Source organism: Mediterraneibacter sp. NSJ-151, assembly GCF_022487435.1.
Taxonomy (GTDB): Bacteria; Bacillota; Clostridia; order Lachnospirales; family Lachnospiraceae; genus Schaedlerella; species Schaedlerella hominis.
The window spans coordinates 16,924-35,468 of record NZ_JAKVPP010000015.1 but is presented as its reverse complement, the minus strand read 5'-3'; the positions used below and the strand labels follow the sequence as shown (position 1 = coordinate 35,468).

Genomic DNA, 18,545 nt, shown 5'->3' with positions numbered 1-18,545 from the left:
TACCATACTTTTTAGTACTGCCTTAAAATACTTCTTATTATTACCGGCGTCAGATATGCCTCTATCATCATCCCTATCATCAACATGCCAAAGACAAAAACTGTTTTCTGTCGGCTCCACTGTCCGCTCGGATATTGCATACAGTATATCAATAAAACTAAATATGCCGGCACATAACATATCGTTTGAGGAATTACGGATACAATACAAAGTAAAACTCCTTTCATTCCCATTTTTATAACTGCAACTGTCAGTAATATTCCAATCGAAAACGCACTGCCACTGACCACAATCGGCATTAACAGCTTCTTTATTTTTGTAAATGCCAATGCCATTAATAACGCAAACGGAATTAGACGGATTTGGACAATATAGAGGAAATAAATGTTTCCAAATGAGTTTATTTCTGTATACTTCTTTAAAATTTCAATATCAAAAAGATTCGTATCTACTATTGTCTGTTTCAAAAAGCAATTGGCATATAAAATACCAATTAAAAAGCCTGGCATAAAAAAAGCTAAAAGTTGCTTTTTCACCTGAAGTGATCTCACAGATATTCCTCCTGTTTTTCATAATTGATACTCCATTATATGCCAGGCATTTTAACTACATACTTTATTCTTATTGATGAAATTTTACTGCATACGCCATCAAAGCAGATACTGTTTTTGAATCTTCGATTTCCCCTGAAAAGATTTTTTCTTTCAATTCATCCAATGTATACTCTTTCAAATCGATAAATTCATCTTCATCCAGATGCTGATGTGATGGAATCAAATCTCTTGCTACAAATACTTCTATTTTTTCATTACAAAATGCTACTGTTGTCCGAAGAGTGATAAGCCATTCCAAATTGTTACTCTTATATCCTGTCTCTTCTTCCAGTTCTCTTGATGCACATTCGATTCCTGGTTCATCTACCGCATCCAACGCGCCTGCAGGTATCTCCAATGTATATCGATCTAATGCATTACGGTATTGTCTTACCATCAGAATTTTTCCTTCTTTTGTAACAGGAACAACAGCCGCAGCTCCTTTGTGGTTAATAAAATCCCAGGTTGCTGTATGATTCCCATCAATCTCCATCGTATCCTGATAAAAATCAATAATCGCGCCTTTAAATTTTAATTCTCTTTTTAATCTTTTAAAATGTTCACTCATTTTATCTCCTTTTCTTGTACCGGGCAAATATTCTACATACCGGATATACAAAGAAACCCTTGTCTTACGACAAGGGTCATACTTTTATAAAACAGTCCGATTATCTGTTATTTTGCATAATCTGTAACACGTGATTCACGAATTACATTTACTTTAATCTGACCCGGATATTCTAATTCAAATTCAATCTGTTTTGCAATATCTCTAGCCATAAGTACCATATCATCATCGGTTACCTGTTCTGGAACTACCATTACTCGAATCTCTCTACCTGCCTGAATAGCAAAAGATTTATCAACCCCTTTAAACTGGTTTGTAATCTCTTCTAACTGTTTTAATCTGTTTGTATATGTTTCAATTGTCTCTCTTCTTGCTCCCGGTCTTGCTGCAGAAATTGTGTCTGCTGCCTGAACCACACATGCAATCAAAGTTTGTGGTTCTGTATCTCCATGATGAGACTCTACTGTATTGATAACAGTTGCGGATTCTTTGTATTTTCTACAAAGATCAGCACCAATCTGAATATGAGATCCTTCTACATCATGATCAATTGATTTACCGATATCATGTAATAGACCTGCACGTTTTGCCATACGAACATCCAGACCAATCTCCCCGGCTAATAAACCTGAAAGCTGTGCTACTTCTACAGAATGTTTTAATGCATTCTGTCCGTAACTTGTTCTGAACTTCATACGTCCAAGTAAGCGAATCAATTCCGGATGGATACCTGTTACACCAACTTCCAGTGCTGCAGCCTCTCCTTCTTCTCGGATCATTGTTTCTACTTCTCTTTGTGCTTTTTCCACCATCTCCTCAATTCTTGCCGGATGGATACGACCATCTACGATCAATCTTTCCAGAGCAATTCTTGCGATTTCACGACGAATTGGGTCAAATCCGGACAATACAACCGCTTCCGGTGTATCATCAATAATCAGTTCAACACCTGTCAACGTCTCAAGGGTACGGATATTACGTCCCTCACGTCCGATAATTCTTCCTTTCATTTCATCGCTTGGAAGCTGTACAACAGAAATTGTTGTCTCAGCTACATGATCTGCTGCACAACGCTGAATGGCACTGACAACATATTCTTTTGCTTTCTTGTCAGCATCCGCTTTTGCCTGTGTCTCCAAGTCTTTGATCATCTTAGCTGTATCATGCTTCACATCATCTTCCACAGTTTTTAACAGATATTCTTTTGCTTGTTCGGAGGTAAGTCCTGAGATTCGTTCCAGTTCCTGTACTCTTTTTTGATTCAGCTCTTCCACTTTCAGTTCTTTCTGTCTGAGCTGTTCTTCCTTCGCTGTAAACCTTGCTTCGCGCTGTCCGATTGCCTCTGTTCTTTTGTCAACTGACGCTTCTTTTGCAAGCACACGTTTTTCATAAGACTGCAATTCGGCTCTTCTTTCCTTTGTCTCTTTCTCAAGTTCATTCTTTGTCTTTATAGACTCTTCCTTCACTTCCAAAAGAGCTTCTTTTTTCGTTGTTTCAGCAGTTTTAACGGCATCATCGATTATCTCTCTTGCCTTTGATTCTGCATTTCCAATTTTAGAATCTGCATCCTTCTTTAAATTGGAAATCGTAACAAAGTGAGTAACAATCCCAACTATCAACGCGAGGGCTATAGCAATAATTATACTTATTAATTGCACAGGAGCACCTCCTTATTAAATTTTCATTGTACATTTTTTCTCATAAATACAACATATAAATTTTATACTGTTTTCACAATTCTGTCAAGCATTGTCCTTATAGTTTTGTATCACTTGACGGATATCATCATATTGAAATCCTTTTCGTGCAAGATAACCATATAATTTGTGTAATTCTTGCTCGGAAGCATGCAAAATATCCACATTTCTTTTGCGGATCAGGCGCGAAATTGCCTCTTGCTCTGTGTTTTTTTCATAACATTGTTCAAACACCAGGTCAATTTGTTCTGATGACACTCCTTTTCCAAGTAACAATGCATAAATCTCTTTTCTGCTTTTTGTTTCTCGTTTGCTTTGTATAAAATTTTCAATATATGCTTCATCATTGATATAACCAAATGATTTTACATATGCGATTGCTTGTGATATCACATCTTCCGGATACATATTTCTTTTTAGTTTATCCCTCAATTGTGATTCTGTCCTTGCCATATCTGTCAGCAAATGCATCGCCCGCAATTTTGCCCTTTTTAACACGACATTCTTCTTAATCTGTTCATACAATTCTTCACTGAGTTCTCCATTCACTTCAATTCCAAATCGTGATATTTCTTTCTTATACAAAACGAAGGCGAACTGGCCATCCAGTTCCACCTTCCACTTTGTCTTTGTCAGTGCTTCTACTTTTGTTACCTGCATCTTATTTTTCTTCCGGACTTTCCACTTTTTCTACATCAGCAGGAGCTTTTTTTAACTTCAGATCCTCTGCAGCATCTTCTGCATATTCTGCCCCAAGATGATAGTGTGTTCTTACCTTTTTCTCGATTTCATCCATAATCTCTGGGTTTGCTTCCAGGAAAGATTTTGCGTTTTCACGTCCCTGTCCGATTTTTTCTCCTTCATAAGCATACCATGCACCACTCTTCTTCACAACATCGCAGTTTGCTGCAAGGTCCAGAATATCCCCTGATTTAGAAATTCCTTTTCCGAACATAATATCAAATTCTGCCTCTTTAAACGGAGGTGCAATCTTATTCTTCACAATCTTGATTCGGGTACGGTTACCTACCATCTCACCGCTTTGCTTTAATGTCTCAATACGACGCACGTCCATACGCACAGAAGCATAAAACTTCAACGCACGACCACCTGTTGTTGTCTCTGGATTACCGAACATAACTCCAACTTTTTCTCGCAACTGATTGATAAAAATAACAACGCAATTAGACTTACTGATAACCGGTGTCAATTTTCTCAACGCCTGTGACATTAATCTTGCCTGCAGACCGACATGACTGTCACCCATATCCCCTTCAATCTCCTGTCTCGGAACCAATGCTGCTACAGAGTCAATAACAATAATATCCATCGCTCCTGAACGCACCATCGTCTCAGCGATCTCAAGTGCCTGATCTCCGCTGTCCGGCTGCGAAATATATAACTCGTCGATATCAACACCTATATTCTTTGCATATACAGGATCCAATGCGTGCTCTGCATCTACAAATCCAGCAATTCCGCCTCTCTTCTGTACTTCTGCGATCATATGTAATGCAACTGTTGTCTTACCGCTTGACTCTGGTCCGTACACTTCAATAATTCTTCCCTTTGGCACTCCGCCAAGTCCCAATGCCAGATCAAGACTCAAACAGCCTGTAGGAACAGTCTCCACATTCACATGAGCTCCGGAATCTCCCAGCTTCATCACTGCCCCTTTACCAAAATCTTTCTCTAATTTTGCAATCGCTGCATCCAGCGCTTTCTTCTTCTCTTCATTTGCGTTCGCCATAGCTTGACTCTCCTTTTAAATTCGAACAGTTGTTCGTCCTTCTGTTAATATAGTAGTATAATTATTTCAAAAAGTCAATAAATATTTTTATCCACTTTACCACCTCGCTTTTTTCAGGCTCTATTCAATTTTTATATTTTTCTTTGGAAATAGTAAGAATCAAAAGATATTCTGACTCTTTATGCGATTTGAATCCTCGCACATTGATTCCACAGATTTTGTGGATAAATTTATTATAATATGGTTGTTTCATTTTTTGCAAGCAGTTTTTCAAATTTCTCATTACGATAACAAAAAAGAGCAGTCCCTGTCATAAAACAACGTTCTGCCCTCTTCTATCTATTCTATTTCATTCGGTTCACACGATCCTGAATTGTCTTACCAAAATTCTCAATCTTTCTCTCGTATGGCTTATCCATAAATTCAGAATGCAATATAAAGTCTGCTGTCGCCAGATTATTCGCTACCGGAATATCATATACGACTGCAATTCTAAGCAATGCTTTTACATCAGGATCATGTGGCTGCGCTTCCAACGGATCCCACAGGAAAATCATAAAATCAATCTGTCCTTCTACAATCTTAGCTCCAATCTGCTGGTCTCCTCCTAATGGTCCGCTGCAATATCCTTTTACCGGAAGTCCCGTCTTCTCTGAAATTAATTTTGCTGTTGTACCTGTACCACAAAGAAAATGTCCTTTTAAAATTTCTTTGTTTTTATCGCACCATTCTACCAATTCTTTCTTCTTTCCATCATGGGCTACAAGTGCTATATGTTTTGCTTTCCCAATTTCCAATGTTACAAAATTTTCATCCAACATAATGTCGTCCTCCTGTCTTCTTTCTCCTGTTATATAATTCAGACGGCGCCTTGTAACAAATTTTATCAAGGACATCGAATTGTATTTATTGTACCATAAATCTAGGCTTAACAGCAGTTTTTTTATTTGTTTTACCAATTTTTTACAAATTCTGTTTTTCTACCACTTCGCCCTGTTTTTTGTAAATACTTCCTGCCGGAACAAATCCTCTCACTGAAGACAATGGATAAATATTTGTGTGGCTTCCCACTACTGTTCCCGGATTCAAAATACTTCCGCATCCAACTTCTACTTCATCTCCAACCATAGCTCCAAACTTCTTCATCCCTGTCTCGATATTTCCTTCTTCTGTCTTAACAACAACCAGTTTCTTATCTGATTTTACATTGGATGTAATAGAACCTGCTCCCATGTGTGATTTATATCCAAGAATAGAGTCGCCTACATAATTATAATGTGGAACCTGTACTTTATTAAAAAGAACTACATTTTTTAATTCCGTTGAGTTTCCAACGACTGCGCCTTCACCTACGATTGCATTTCCTCTTATAAATGCACAATGTCTTACTTCCGCATTTTTCCCAATGATAGCCGGTCCGTTGATGTAAGCTGTCGGTGCAACTGTAGCGGATTTTGCAACCCAGACATTCTCTCCACGTTTTTCATATTCCTCTTCACTTAATGTTGCTCCCAGCTCCAAGATAAATGCACTGATTTTAGGAAGCACTTCCCATGGATAAGTAACTCCTTCAAATAAATCTTTTGCGATTGTCTCATCTAACGTATAAAGTTCTTTTACTGTTAATTCTTTCATTTTTGAATGCTCCTTCTATTTTGATTTTTTCACTTTTGTTGTATTTGTATGATAAAATATTGCCGCTCTATCATAACAATTTCTTAACTGATATTGATTATTTAAACCGCGTACCCCTTCTGTCCTGCTGACGATAAAGTGTTCGAGTTTCTGCATGTATTCATCTGGCGTGATATCTCCTTCTGCCACATAATTCAGTCCCTTTTCCCAACTTGCTGTCAATTCCGGATTTAATAAAGAGCGGATTGAGTGATTCACCACATCATAAATCATCTCACCTTGTAATGTCGGTGTAATAATCTGCGTTTTTTTATTTAACGATAAATACTTAATATTCACCAGCTTTTTCAAAATCTCAGCCCTCGTAGCACTTGTTCCAATCCCGCTTCCTTTAATCTGGGCACGTAATTCTTCATCTTCTATAAGCTGTCCTGCATTTTCCATTGCCAGAATCATAGACCCTGAATTATAACGCTTCGGAGGTGATGTCTCACCTTCTTTTATATTTAACGCCTTTACCGGCAAATGCATTCCTTTTTTTAATGCCTGCACAGTCTGAAAAAATGCAGCATCCAGATTCTGTGCATTATCATCTTCATTTTTCGAATCTTGTCCTATTTTTTTCTGTGGAACACCAACTACTTTTAAATAGCCCTCCTCTGCCAGCACTTTAAAACTTGAAAAAAAGCTTTCCTCTCTAATTTTTGTTGTGATTGAAACTTTTTGATATACTGCCGGCGGATAGAAAATACTTAAGAAACGCCTTACAATGCAATCATATACCTTTCCTGCTGTCACCGATACACTCTTTAATGCCGCTATCCCCTGACCGGTTGGAATAATTGCATAGTGATCTGTAATCTGCTTATCATTTACATATCGCGTTTTTGTCAGCCCTTTATGTGTTCCAAACTTCACGATTTCCTGTAAATAAGGTACTGCCATCGGATATTTCATTAACCCATTCAAATTATGTCCGATTTCTTTTGCAACTGCAGTCGACAATACTCTCGCATCTGTTCTTGGATACGTCACCAGTTTCTTCTCGTAAAGCTCCTGCACGATTCGCAATGTCTCATCCGGGCTGATTTTAAATCGTTTTGAACAATCATTCTGTAACTCTGCCAGATTATACAACAATGGTGGATTTTTCTTTTCTTTCTTTTTTTCAATGGATACAATTTCGCATTCCATTGGTTGTTTTTCCTTAAGATACGAAATCAACTCTTCTGCTTTTTTTCTTTCTTTAAATCCATTTTCTTTATACAGATCAAATGATTCAAAATAACGTGACCCTTTTACTGCACGCCATTCTCCCTCGAATGTCTGTCCTGATACATCTATCGTACTTAACACACGATAAAATGGTGTTTTTACAAAATCCCGGATTTCCCGCTCTCTTCTTACAACCATTCCAAGTACGCAGGTCATTACTCTGCCGACTGAAACAACCGCATATTTTGTATGCAGATAATTTGAAATACTATTTCCATATTTCAATGTCAACAATCGCGAAAAATTAATCCCCATCAAATAGTCTTCTTTTGCCCGCAAGTATGCTGAAGCACTTAAATTATCGTATTCTGACAAATCTTTCGCTTCCTTGATTCCTCTTAAGATTTCTTCTTCTGTCTGAGAATCGATCCAGACACGTTTTCTTTCTTTTCCTTCTACATGTGCCTCTTGCTCTACCAGACGATAAATATATTCTCCTTCACGTCCTGAGTCCGTACACACATAAATACAATCCACATCTTCTCGATTTAAAATATTACTCACAATCCGAAACTGCTTTTCCACCCCCGGAATCACTTCATACTTAAAATCCTGTGGGAGAAACGGCAGCGTGTCAAGATTCCATTTCTTCAAAGAAGCATCATAAGCTTCCGGATAACTCATCGTCACAAGGTGTCCCACACACCAGGTAACAATTGCTTCATCTGATTCCAGGAATCCATCCCCGCGTCTTGTTTTTAATTTTAATGCCTTGGCAAACTCCTGTGCCACACTCGGCTTTTCTGCTATATATACCGATTTCCCCATTCTTACCCTATCCGTTTCTACTACTATTTTGTTTCAAATTTGTAAGATGTCACTGTGTGATATGGCATGCCCTTTTTGCAGATTGGACTGGCAAAATTTTCGTGATGTACTGCATCTGGAAAATACTGTGTCTCGAAACATACTGCATCCCGAATACCGTATACTGCACCATTTTTTCCGTGTTCATTATCAAGGAAATTTGCTGTATACATCTGCATTCCCGGCAAATCTGTCCATACTTCCATAACAATCCCACTTTTTTCTGAAACTGCTTGTGCTACTTTATCAAATTTTCCATTATTTTTCAATACCCAGTTATGATCGTATCCTTTTCCCAACCGGACTGCTTCATAATCTGCATCAATTGCTTCACCAAGTGCTCTTGGCATTCTAAAGTCCATCGGTGTTCCTGTCACATCCACTAATTCACCTGTTGGAATCGACTGTGCATCTGCTCTTGTAAAATAATCCGCATCTAGTGTTACCAGTTCTTTTAAGACGTTCCCACTGTCATGTCCGTCAAGATTAAAATAACTATGATTTGTCATATTGATAATGGTATCCTGATCTGGAACCGCATCATATATAAGTCTCAGCTCATTGTCTTCTGTCAACTCATATGTAACATGCATATCCAGCGTTCCCGGATATCCCTGATCCCCATCCGGACTATGCAAAACAAATTCTATTTTAGAATCTGTTTTTTCACCCACATTCCATATTCTCTTATTATAATAATTTGTTCCACTGTGAAGATTATTTCCATTATCATTTTTCTCAAGTTCATATGTCTTATCCTGAATTGTAATAACAGCACCTCCGATACGGTTCGCATTACGACCTACCGGTGCGCCAAACGATCCGCCTCCTTTTTCGTATCCGGTCACATCATCATACCCCAAAACTACATCTCTTAATTTTCCTTCTTTATCCGGCACATTCAATTTTACTAATGCTGCACCATAGTTTGTTATAGATGCTGACATTCCATTTTCGTTTGTCAGTGTATATAAAACTGCTTCTTCTTTCTTTGATGTACTTCCAAATGTTTCGACACGAACTGCTTTCATAGTTGTTCTCCTTTTGCTGTCTTATTTTCTTTTTATTTTTAAAAATTTTTTTAATTTTTCAAACGGAGTGATATGTTTTTCTTTCTTTTCAGGACGCTTTGCTGTAATCGCATATTTCATAAATTCATCCTGTGCACAGATTATTCTGTCTCCCCGGTTCTTTTTCCGATAAGTTCCATCGCTCTTCATCTCTCTTGCTTTTACATTATCCGCAAGCATAATCTTCAAATCGCGGAGCAGACGTTTTTTAATATTTGGATCATAAACCGGACACGCAACTTCTACACGTTTTTCCGTATTTCTTGTCATCATATCTGCTGATCCGATATATATCGTAGCATTTTCATCTTTTCCAAACACAAATACTCTTGGATGTTCCAGATATCGTCCGACAATACTTGTCACTTTCAAATTCTCGGTCTCATCTTTAATCCCCGGCAATATACAACAAATTCCGCGAACAATCAGATCCACCTTCACACCTGCTTTGGAAGCTTCTGAAACTTTTCTCATGAAATCCATATCCGTCACCGAATTCATTTTCATCAAAATACGTCCTTCTGCTCCTTTTTTGATTTCTTCATCCATCAGGCTTAACACCTTTGTTTTTAAGCTGGTAGGTGATACGATCAAATGTTTATAAACTCCATCAAGATTACCGATTGACATGTTCTTAAAGAAAAGTGCTGCATCTTCTCCTATTGATTGATTTGAAGTCATCAGAGAATAATCCGTATATAATTTCGCTGTCTTTTCGTTGTAATTTCCTGTTCCAATCTGTGTAATATATTTGATCTCATTTCGGTTTCGATACGTGATCAGGCAGATTTTCGAATGTACTTTATATCCTTCAAACCCGTAAATTACCCTGCATCCTGCCTCTTCCATTCTTTCTGACCAGTCGATATTATTCTGCTCATCAAACCTTGCTCTAAGCTCAATCAATACGGTTACTTCTTTACCATTTTCCGCAGCTGCGCACAAATATTCCGCCAGACGTGTTTTCTTCGCCAGACGGTAAATGGTAATTTTAATTGTTATAACATCCGGGTCTGTAGATGCTTCTTTGATCAACTGCAAAAATGGTTCCATACTCTCATAAGGATAAGCCAGCATGATGTCTCTTTTCTTTATCTGTGTCATCACACTGCTACCTTCCACAAGAGAAACTGACGGCTGTGGTGAAAATGGTTCATCTATCAAGGAGCGCTTCATCGAATCCGGCACTTTATCGATAATCTTAAAAATAAAATCCAGTTTCATCGGCATCTTTGTACGGAAAATGCATTCATGTCCGATTTTAATTTTTTCGCAGAAATATTTTTCCATTTCTTTGCTCAATGGATTTGCCGTTTCGAGTCTTACTGCTGCCATTTTTCTTCTCTTATGTAATGTTTCCTTCATAACAAAACGAAAATCTTCATTATCAGCATAAGCCTCGTCATCTGGTGACACATCCGCATTTCTTGTCACGCAGATATAATTTTTTTCCGATACTTGATATTGTTCAAACACAATATCAAGATATTCCATAATTACTTTCTCCATTCGGATATAACGTATATCATGCCCCGGAAGATATAAAATATCTGAGACAAACTGTGGCACCGGAACGATTCCGATCATTGAGCGATCTTCATATTTCAACATTGCCACAACATAAATCTCTTTATTAAGCAAATGCGGAAACGGATGATTCGCATCGACTATCTGAGGAGACAAAATCGGAAGAATCTGTTCTTTAAAATATTTTTTTACATACTTCTTCTCCTGCTGCTCTAATTCTTTAAAATCAAGACCGCAGATTCCATATGGTGAAAGTTGCTTTTTAATCTCGCTATAGGTTTTATCACGTTCTTTGTAAAGTGGAGCTACCGCTTCATAAATTGCATGAAGCTGTTCCTGCGCTGTCATTCCGGATCTTTTGTCTATTTTTTTTGCATCCGCTTCTGCCATATCATAAAGACTGCCGACTCGGATCATAAAAAACTCATCCAGATTACTTGTGAAAATAGATACGAATTTCATGCGCTCCAACAACGGAACGCTCTCGTCCTGTGCCTCTTCTAATACTCTCTGATCAAAGCGAAGCCAGGATAATTCACGATTCTGTGTATATGCCAAATGTTCTTTCGCCATGTTATTCCTCCTCTAAACTTCCAGATATTTTATCAATCTATCATATTCACGTTCCATCAACTGATATCCATGATCGTAAAACTCCTTCAATGTTGCCGCATTACGCTCAATTCTGGACACTGGTTTCACTTCCGGACGAAGTACAAATATTTTTCCTTCTCTCTCAAGACGTTCAATATGATTCATTTCTTTATTATACATAAAACTTCTGGTAAGAATTGTCTTCACCAGATTTGGATATGCTGCATACTGTTTACGATACAGATGAACTATACTGCTTTTCATTGTTTTCTTACGATATCCTTTGTTTCTCGTCAATATAACCACAATTTTTTCGTTTCCCAATTCCTGTGCATGACGAATCGGAATAGAATCTGCCAGTCCGCCATCCAAATATGGAACCTCATCTACATTCACAATTGGACTTACCAGCGGCATACTGCAGGATGCACGACAGATTTTCATCAGTCGCTTCTCATCCTTTCCTTCCTCAAGATACTCTGCTTCTCCTGTCAGACAATTCGTTGCCACAATCTCACATTTAGTCTCTGATTTAAAATATGTTTCAAAATCAAATGGAAATATTTCATGAGGAAATTTATCAAAAATCATATCCATATTCATCAATGATTTTTCTTTAATAAAAGTACGTAAACCATTCACATAATTCAGACTTTTATCTGTCGGAATCATACAGTCTCTCGTCCGTCCCGGCTGTTTTGAAACATAATCTACTGCATTGCACGACCCTGCCGATACCCCGATCACATTTGAAAAATACAAATCTTTTTCCATCAGATAATCCAAAACACCTGATGTAAATACGCCTCTTGTTGCTCCGCCTTCTAGTACAATCGTTGCTTTCTCCATATATGTCATCCTCACTTTCTTGCGACTGGCTCCACAATAAAAATTTTAATAGCTCTATTATATAACGTTTTTTGCCTTTGGAAAATAACAATCTCCACAAATTTCTTAAAACATTTCCACTCTTTTTGAATAGAAAATGAAATTCTTCACAAAAAGCAATTTCCAAGGTCAACACACCTTGCCTTTTGCCTCCAAACCATGTTAATATAAGCGTTGGAGTTCTGATAACAATTGAAGCTTGTTATCCATTAACAAAGTTTTTTATTTTAAAGGAGAAACCAAAACATGATTAGTGCAAACAACGTAACACTGCGCGTCGGGAAGAAAGCGCTGTTTGAAGATGTTAATATCAAATTTACTGAAGGAAACTGTTATGGAATGATCGGTGCCAACGGTGCCGGAAAATCTACATTCTTAAAAATTCTTTCCGGACAGATTGAACCAACAAACGGAGAAATCGTGATCACTCCGGGACAGAGACTTTCTTTCCTGCAGCAGGATCATTTCAAATATGACGATTATCTTGTATTAGATACCGTTATTATGGGGAATGCCCGTCTGTATGAAATTATGAAGGAAAAAGAAGAAATTTATGCCAAAGAAGATTTCACAGATGAAGATGGTATCAAAGCCAGCGAACTGGAAGCAGAATTCGCTACCATGGACGGATGGAATGCAGAATCCGATGCTGCTACATTATTGAACGGACTCGGTATTGATACTGATTTACATTATAAATATCTTCGTGACCTGACAGGTGCTGAAAAAGTGAAAGTTCTGCTTGCTCAGGCTTTGTTCGGTAATCCGGATATTCTGCTTCTCGATGAGCCTACTAACCATTTGGACCTGGATGCGATTGCCTGGCTTGAAGAGTTTTTGATCAACTTCGAAAACACAGTTATTGTTGTATCCCATGACCGTTATTTCTTAAATAAAGTCTGTACACAGATTGCCGATATTGATTATGGTAAAATCCAGTTATACGCCGGTAACTATGATTTCTGGTATGAGTCCAGTCAGCTTTTGATCCGTCAGATGAAAGAAGCAAACAAAAAGAAAGAGGAAAAAATCAAAGAATTACAGGAGTTCATTTCTCGATTCAGTGCCAATGCTTCTAAATCCAAACAGGCTACTTCAAGAAAACGTGCTCTTGAAAAAATCGAACTGGATGAGATCAAACCTTCCAGCAGAAAATATCCTTATATTGATTTCCGACCAAATCGTGAGATTGGTAATGAAGTATTATCTGTTGAAGGAATTTCAAAAACAATTGATGGTGTAAAAGTTTTGGATAACATTTCCTTTACTCTAAATCATGATGACAAAGTTGCCTTTGTCGGAAGCAACGAGCTTGCAAAGACAGTTCTGTTTAAGATTCTGATCGGTGAGATGGAACCGGACGAAGGTGTTTATAAGTGGGGAATCACAACTTCTCAGGCATATTTTCCAAAAGATTTTGGCGGAGAATTCGATAATGATTATACAATCACAGAGTGGCTGACACAGTATTCAGAAAACAAAGATGCTACTTATGTCAGAGGATTCCTTGGTCGTATGCTCTTTGCCGGAGATGATGGTGTAAAACGTCTGAAAGTTTTATCCGGTGGTGAGAAAGTTCGTTGTCTTTTATCTAAGATGATGATTTCCGGTGCTAATGTATTACTCTTAGATGAGCCTACTAACCATTTAGATATGGAGTCTATCACTGCACTCAACAACGGTATGATCAAATTCCCTGGTGTTCTCTTATTTACATCTCGTGACCACCAGATTGTACAGACAACAGCTAATCGTATCATGGAGATTGTTCCTGGCGGAAAACTGATCGATAAGATCACAACTTACGATGAGTATCTTGAAAATGACGAGATGGCAAGAAAGAGACAGACTTATACTGTAGATAAAGAAGACGACGAAGATTAATTTTCTCACTTACTTTTTATCACAGTTCATAATTTGTTACTGTTCACTCCCGTGTCAATCACTACGCTGATTGGCACGGAGGATGCACGTTTTATCTTGAACGGCATCTCGCCCATTGCCAAAGGCAATTTAAAATGGCGAGATGCGTTGCTGGTCACAGGTACTGTGAACAGTAACCATAATTTAAGAGCTTCGGATGATATATTCGTCCGAAGCTCTTTTTATCTGGTTTTTATTTTCCTACTTTCCAGGTGCGAACCTGTTCTTTATAATAAATTACATTTTCTTTTATAATTTCCGGTTTTCCTTCCTTCACATCTACAATTGTAACTGCACAGTTTGCCGGAACTCCATTTTTCCAAAATGCCGCCACATCAAAATTTTCTTTGATATTGTTTAATAATGCTGTCATCGCAGCGCCGTGTGTAGTAACCAGAACATTCTTCTGAGATAGTTCCTTATTTTCACACAGCTCACGCAAAAACTCTCCTGTCCTTTTCATCAACTGCGGTACAGTTTCTCCGCCATCTATAGGAACATAATTTTCTGTATCCACAAAAAATTTATTAAACTCACCACTTTTCGGATCCATCTTTTCCCCGCCTATGCACATACCTTCATAAGCGCCGAAACAAATTTCCTGTATTCGTTTATCTTCTTTTATTTTTATATTACGTCCTTTCAAAATCACTTCCGCAGTCTTTTTTGCTCTGCTAAGCGGACTGGAATATGCTGCATCAAATCTGATATTCTCCAAGCCGTCCGCCGTCTCTTCTGCGAGATGGATTCCATATTTATTTAACGGAATATCGACAGCCCCCTGTACTTTATGCTCTTTGTTCCAATCTGTCTCTCCATGTCGTACAATATAAATCAGCATTGTTTTCTCCTCTTTTTCTCTAATATGAGAAATTTTTATCCTTCAGCACAACTTTTTTGATATATTCAAATGTTTCTGCTTCTCCTTTGTCTGCCAACATCCGAAGCAATTTTTCCAAAAGTGCTTTTGTATCTTCATGCATCACATATCCATCTGTTCCGCCATGTGTAAAATATTCCAGCGGATCAGAATCTTTGTATGCATCTCCTTTATACACCTTGCTTGCCGCAATACGATCCAGTACCATCTCCACCACATAATTTTTGGGCATCTTCATACCGATCAGAGCTTTCTTCCCATCAAGTCCGTAATCAATCCAATATTCATAATGATGCTTATTTCTTCCTTTATGATGAAGCCATGCTGAAGAATAACCGAGAGTTTCTCTTTCCGCATTATTCGGACTTCTAGTGCCCTGATAATACTTACATCCTACTCTGAATTCTGTCCAGCCGTATTTTGACATATCATGCAATAATCCCTGTCGATATAAGCCTACGCGAAAACACTCTTTCATAACCAATATTTTGTGTTTCGTAATTGTTCGAAAATGTTGTACTGCCTTCAAAATATCTTCCTACTTTCTTTATTTTCCACACAATACTACGATACTTCTCTCATCAAGCCGAACTGCCTTCTGCATTTCCTCCAGCTTTTCACCACACGTTTCTGTTGCTGTATCCATAACTCGATACCATTTTTTTCCTTTCGGCAAGGATGGCAATGCAAATGTATGCTTTAACCAGTGCATATTGTAGGCTATATAACAAGTATCCTGCTTTGCTTCATTATCACAATACAATACGCCGAGCTGCCTGCTATAAACAGCTGCCGGCGTCTGCCATGCCAGTTCTCCGTGAAATGAAATGTCAGGAAGCCCACATGCGGTCTTATCCATACCTAGCAATGGCATTTCTTTATGAAGAGAAGTATGTTCTTTTCTAAATTGAATCAATGTTCTCACATATTCAAACAATGCTTCATTCATCTTTTTCTTATTCCAATTCAGCCACGCCGTCTCATTATCCTGACAATACACGTTATTGTTTCCCTTCTGGGTATTGCCAAACTCATCTCCTGCAAGCAGGCATGGTGTTCCCTGAGATAGCAATAACAACATCAAAGCATTGCGGATTTGTTTTTTTCGTAATTCTACAATTGCCTTTTTCCTGCTTGGACCTTCTGCTCCGCAGTTCCAGCTATAGTTATAATCTGGTCCATCCTGGTTATTTTCTCCATTTTCTTCATTATGCTTTGCATCATATGATACAAGATCCTGAAGGGTAAAACCTGTCTGATTCGTCACATAATTATACTTATTATCTTCACTGGAATTATGTTTGATTGCCCAGGTAACGTCCGGGATCATGCCCTCATCTCCCTTCAAAAAGCGACGCATCACATTTTGGAATCCATCGTCTTTTTGGATCAGCTTAATTCCTTTTAAAAGAGGATCTTGCTTCATACTTTCCCACGGAGCATTATATGGATTGAGTACAAACCCATCTATATGATATTCCAGCATATAATATTTCAGACATTCAATTGCCATCTGCGGCAGTATCTCCGGTGTAAATGGCATCTCTACCACCACTTCAATACCTGCTCTATGACATGCTTTCACCATATCCTTCAATTCACGACACGCATGCCCTGAAGCACTGTAAGACGGCTTTGGAGCAAAATAATATCCTTTTCCATATCCCCAGTAATTTGTCTTATGTCCGACAATCTCTGAAAACTCATAAATCGGCATACACTGAATTTGATTTACGCCAAGAGACTTCAAATACGGTATCTTCTCGATTACTCCTAAAAATGTACCTTTGTGTTTTACCTTTGATGAGCTGTGTTTTGTAAATCCTCTTATATGTAAACTATATGCTATCACTTCATTCAATGGTAATTTTAAATGATGATCTTGTTCCCAGTCATACGCTGTTTCTGGAACCCGCCCACGGATTTCGTGTTTCTGCGGATTTGGTTTTTCTCCAAAACGTTTTGTTCGCGAAACTTCTCTTACATAAGGATCTATACAAACCTGTTTATCTATTTCAAAATTATATTCCTGTCTGTCTGCACGAAATCCCTCCAGACCAAGAAATCGAACTTCACCAATTCCTTCTTCTTCCAGCATATCAAATGTTTGTACCGGTTCTACTTTTCCTCTCTGATAGATCAATAAACGACATGTTTTCCCTGCCGGTACTGATACTGCAAAATTTGTATAACCCGGGTACGATGTTGCCCCCAGTGGCTGTGGTGTTCCTTCCACTCTCCTCATTCTGATGTCCTCCTACTGCCAGCCATTTGTTCCATATAGTTCTACATTATCTTTATTAATGATAAATGTTTCCTCTCGTATCTCTTCTTCATAATCTTTATCTTCCAGTACTGCCATAACTGTTTTTGCAGCATCTTTTCCGATATTAATCGGTGACTGTGCTCCTGTTCCCACAAATGCACTTCCTTCTTTTGCAATTTCTTCCTTTGCTTCCGGACAGCCGTCAGCTCCATAAATATAAATATCCTTACGTCCTGCCTCATTCACCGCCTGAAGTACTCCCAATGCAACTTCATCCGTTCCACACATGACTGCATTAATTTCCGGATATTGTTTCAAAAAACTCTTCATCTGTTCATATGCTTTTTGCTTTTCTCCATTCACATCAGCACGATTCAACACTTCAAATCCCGCATTGGAAATAGCTTGTTCAAATCCTGTAATTCGTTCATTTACAGAGTTGATACCCTTATTTTCAAAAATCAGGATTTTTCCTCCATCCGGACATTTTTCCTTCAAATCTTTTCCGCACACATATCCTGCATTTTTATTATCTGATCCTATAAATGCTGCCGTAAGATCAGAGTTTTTCACCTGTGTATCCAGATTGATAACCGGAATGCCTGCTTCTTTCAATGCTTCCAGTGCACTCTCAATCTGTTCCCAGTCTACCGGGCTCAAAAATACTGCATCTACTCCCATATCAATCATTTCCTGTATCTGCTGATTCTGTTTCTGAGCATCGTTCTCAGCTCCCATAGACACAATTCGAACATCTTCTCCGATAGATGTCTCTATCGCCTTTTCCAGTGCCTGGAAATATGGATTATCTAAATTGATACAACTATATCCAAACAGAAGCCCTGCTTCTTCCTCTTCTTGTGCTTCTTCCTGGGCTTCTTTTGCCTTTGCCTCTTCTGTCTCTTTTGTTGTATTATCCTGTGGTGTTCCTGCAGTTTTTTTACAACCTGCTAAAAGTAATGTTATCATCATGACTGCCATCAATATCGTAAATATACGTTTCTTCAATTTCAATCTCCTCCTGCAATAATTCAAATTCACTGATTCTATTCTAACTTTTTTTCATCGTTTG

Annotated in this window: 16 protein-coding genes; 1 reads left to right on the top strand and 15 read right to left on the bottom strand. The window is 38.1% G+C overall.

All coding sequences use genetic code 11. The features are described from left to right. Window positions 1-11: 11 nt before the first annotated feature. From LQE94_RS13535 to LQE94_RS13485, 11 genes are all read right to left on the bottom strand, one after another. On the bottom strand, window positions 12-551 hold the full coding sequence (locus LQE94_RS13535; protein WP_118723866.1) for a stage II sporulation protein M: 540 nt from the start codon (window positions 549-551) through the stop codon (window positions 12-14). A gap of 70 nt (window positions 552-621) precedes the next feature. Then, entirely contained in the window at window positions 622-1,161 is a 540-nt protein-coding gene (locus LQE94_RS13530) for an NUDIX hydrolase (protein ID WP_022075789.1), read from the bottom strand. A gap of 107 nt (window positions 1,162-1,268) precedes the next feature. Next, window positions 1,269-2,819 carry a ribonuclease Y gene (gene rny, locus LQE94_RS13525; RefSeq protein WP_022075790.1) on the bottom strand — a complete coding sequence of 517 codons (1,551 nt, stop codon included), beginning with the start codon at window positions 2,817-2,819 and terminating at the stop codon, window positions 1,269-1,271. Between the two features lie 84 nt (window positions 2,820-2,903). Continuing rightward, the gene (locus tag LQE94_RS13520) at window positions 2,904-3,518 is read right to left on the bottom strand and encodes a regulatory protein RecX (RefSeq protein WP_118723868.1); all 615 of its coding nucleotides are present in this window, start codon (window positions 3,516-3,518) and stop codon (window positions 2,904-2,906) included. Between the two features lies 1 nt (window position 3,519). Then, complete coding sequence (gene recA, locus LQE94_RS13515; protein ID WP_022076408.1) at window positions 3,520-4,608, bottom strand: recombinase RecA; 1,089 nt, start codon at window positions 4,606-4,608, stop codon at window positions 3,520-3,522. Between the two features lie 344 nt (window positions 4,609-4,952). Next, on the bottom strand, window positions 4,953-5,429 hold the full coding sequence (locus LQE94_RS13510; RefSeq protein WP_022076407.1) for a methylglyoxal synthase: 477 nt from the start codon (window positions 5,427-5,429) through the stop codon (window positions 4,953-4,955). Between the two features lie 142 nt (window positions 5,430-5,571). Further along, window positions 5,572-6,243, bottom strand: a complete 672-nt coding sequence (locus tag LQE94_RS13505; protein WP_022076406.1) for an acyltransferase — start codon at window positions 6,241-6,243, stop codon at window positions 5,572-5,574. Window positions 6,244-6,258: 15 nt separating this feature from the next. Continuing rightward, window positions 6,259-8,286 (bottom strand): DNA topoisomerase, encoded by a 2,028-nt coding sequence (locus LQE94_RS13500; RefSeq protein WP_240577929.1) that lies wholly within the window; start codon window positions 8,284-8,286, stop codon window positions 6,259-6,261. Window positions 8,287-8,309: 23 nt separating this feature from the next. Further along, complete coding sequence (locus LQE94_RS13495) at window positions 8,310-9,356, bottom strand: aldose epimerase family protein (RefSeq protein ID WP_186865129.1); 1,047 nt, start codon at window positions 9,354-9,356, stop codon at window positions 8,310-8,312. 21 nt (window positions 9,357-9,377) lie between these two features. After that, the gene (ppk1, locus tag LQE94_RS13490) at window positions 9,378-11,495 is read right to left on the bottom strand and encodes a polyphosphate kinase 1 (protein WP_240577928.1); all 2,118 of its coding nucleotides are present in this window, start codon (window positions 11,493-11,495) and stop codon (window positions 9,378-9,380) included. 12 nt (window positions 11,496-11,507) lie between these two features. After that, a complete protein-coding gene (locus LQE94_RS13485; RefSeq protein ID WP_240577927.1) occupies window positions 11,508-12,365 on the bottom strand; it encodes a patatin-like phospholipase family protein in 858 nt (285 codons plus the stop codon). A 285-nt stretch (window positions 12,366-12,650) separates the two neighbouring features. Between LQE94_RS13485 and LQE94_RS13480 the strand changes: the two genes are divergently transcribed. Then, on the top strand, window positions 12,651-14,288 hold the full coding sequence (locus LQE94_RS13480) for an ABC-F family ATP-binding cassette domain-containing protein (RefSeq protein WP_022076401.1): 1,638 nt from the start codon (window positions 12,651-12,653) through the stop codon (window positions 14,286-14,288). Window positions 14,289-14,520: 232 nt separating this feature from the next. On the opposite strand, the gene LQE94_RS13475 is transcribed toward LQE94_RS13480, so the two are convergent. Genes LQE94_RS13475 through LQE94_RS13460 form a run of 4 tightly spaced genes read right to left on the bottom strand, consistent with a single transcriptional unit; the run spans window position 14,521 to window position 18,481 of the window. Further along, a complete protein-coding gene (locus tag LQE94_RS13475) occupies window positions 14,521-15,168 on the bottom strand; it encodes a histidine phosphatase family protein (RefSeq protein ID WP_118723875.1) in 648 nt (215 codons plus the stop codon). A 19-nt stretch (window positions 15,169-15,187) separates the two neighbouring features. After that, window positions 15,188-15,736 carry a DUF5662 family protein gene (locus LQE94_RS13470; protein WP_118723876.1) on the bottom strand — a complete coding sequence of 183 codons (549 nt, stop codon included), beginning with the start codon at window positions 15,734-15,736 and terminating at the stop codon, window positions 15,188-15,190. Between the two features lie 18 nt (window positions 15,737-15,754). After that, the gene (locus LQE94_RS13465; protein WP_240577926.1) at window positions 15,755-17,452 is read right to left on the bottom strand and encodes an alpha-amylase family glycosyl hydrolase; all 1,698 of its coding nucleotides are present in this window, start codon (window positions 17,450-17,452) and stop codon (window positions 15,755-15,757) included. A 12-nt stretch (window positions 17,453-17,464) separates the two neighbouring features. Further along, window positions 17,465-18,481 carry a sugar ABC transporter substrate-binding protein gene (locus LQE94_RS13460; RefSeq protein WP_240577925.1) on the bottom strand — a complete coding sequence of 339 codons (1,017 nt, stop codon included), beginning with the start codon at window positions 18,479-18,481 and terminating at the stop codon, window positions 17,465-17,467. Window positions 18,482-18,545 lie beyond the last annotated feature (64 nt).

What these genes read in the sequence shown, in the direction of transcription:
- LQE94_RS13530 (WP_022075789.1), bottom strand. Translation starts at nt 1,161, where the DNA reads ATGAGTGAACATTTTAAAAGATTAAAAAGAGAATTAAAATTTAAAGGC.
- LQE94_RS13520 (WP_118723868.1), bottom strand. Translation starts at nt 3,518, where the DNA reads ATGCAGGTAACAAAAGTAGAAGCACTGACAAAGACAAAGTGGAAGGTG.
- recA (WP_022076408.1), bottom strand. Translation starts at nt 4,608, where the DNA reads ATGGCGAACGCAAATGAAGAGAAGAAGAAAGCGCTGGATGCAGCGATT.
- LQE94_RS13510 (WP_022076407.1), bottom strand. Translation starts at nt 5,429, where the DNA reads ATGTTGGATGAAAATTTTGTAACATTGGAAATTGGGAAAGCAAAACAT.
- LQE94_RS13505 (WP_022076406.1), bottom strand. Translation starts at nt 6,243, where the DNA reads ATGAAAGAATTAACAGTAAAAGAACTTTATACGTTAGATGAGACAATC.
- LQE94_RS13500 (WP_240577929.1), bottom strand. Translation starts at nt 8,286, where the DNA reads ATGGGGAAATCGGTATATATAGCAGAAAAGCCGAGTGTGGCACAGGAG.
- LQE94_RS13495 (WP_186865129.1), bottom strand. Translation starts at nt 9,356, where the DNA reads ATGAAAGCAGTTCGTGTCGAAACATTTGGAAGTACATCAAAGAAAGAA.
- ppk1 (WP_240577928.1), bottom strand. Translation starts at nt 11,495, where the DNA reads ATGGCGAAAGAACATTTGGCATATACACAGAATCGTGAATTATCCTGG.
- LQE94_RS13485 (WP_240577927.1), bottom strand. Translation starts at nt 12,365, where the DNA reads ATGGAGAAAGCAACGATTGTACTAGAAGGCGGAGCAACAAGAGGCGTA.
- LQE94_RS13480 (WP_022076401.1), top strand. Translation starts at nt 12,651, where the DNA reads ATGATTAGTGCAAACAACGTAACACTGCGCGTCGGGAAGAAAGCGCTG.
- LQE94_RS13475 (WP_118723875.1), bottom strand. Translation starts at nt 15,168, where the DNA reads ATGCTGATTTATATTGTACGACATGGAGAGACAGATTGGAACAAAGAG.
- LQE94_RS13465 (WP_240577926.1), bottom strand. Translation starts at nt 17,452, where the DNA reads ATGAGGAGAGTGGAAGGAACACCACAGCCACTGGGGGCAACATCGTAC.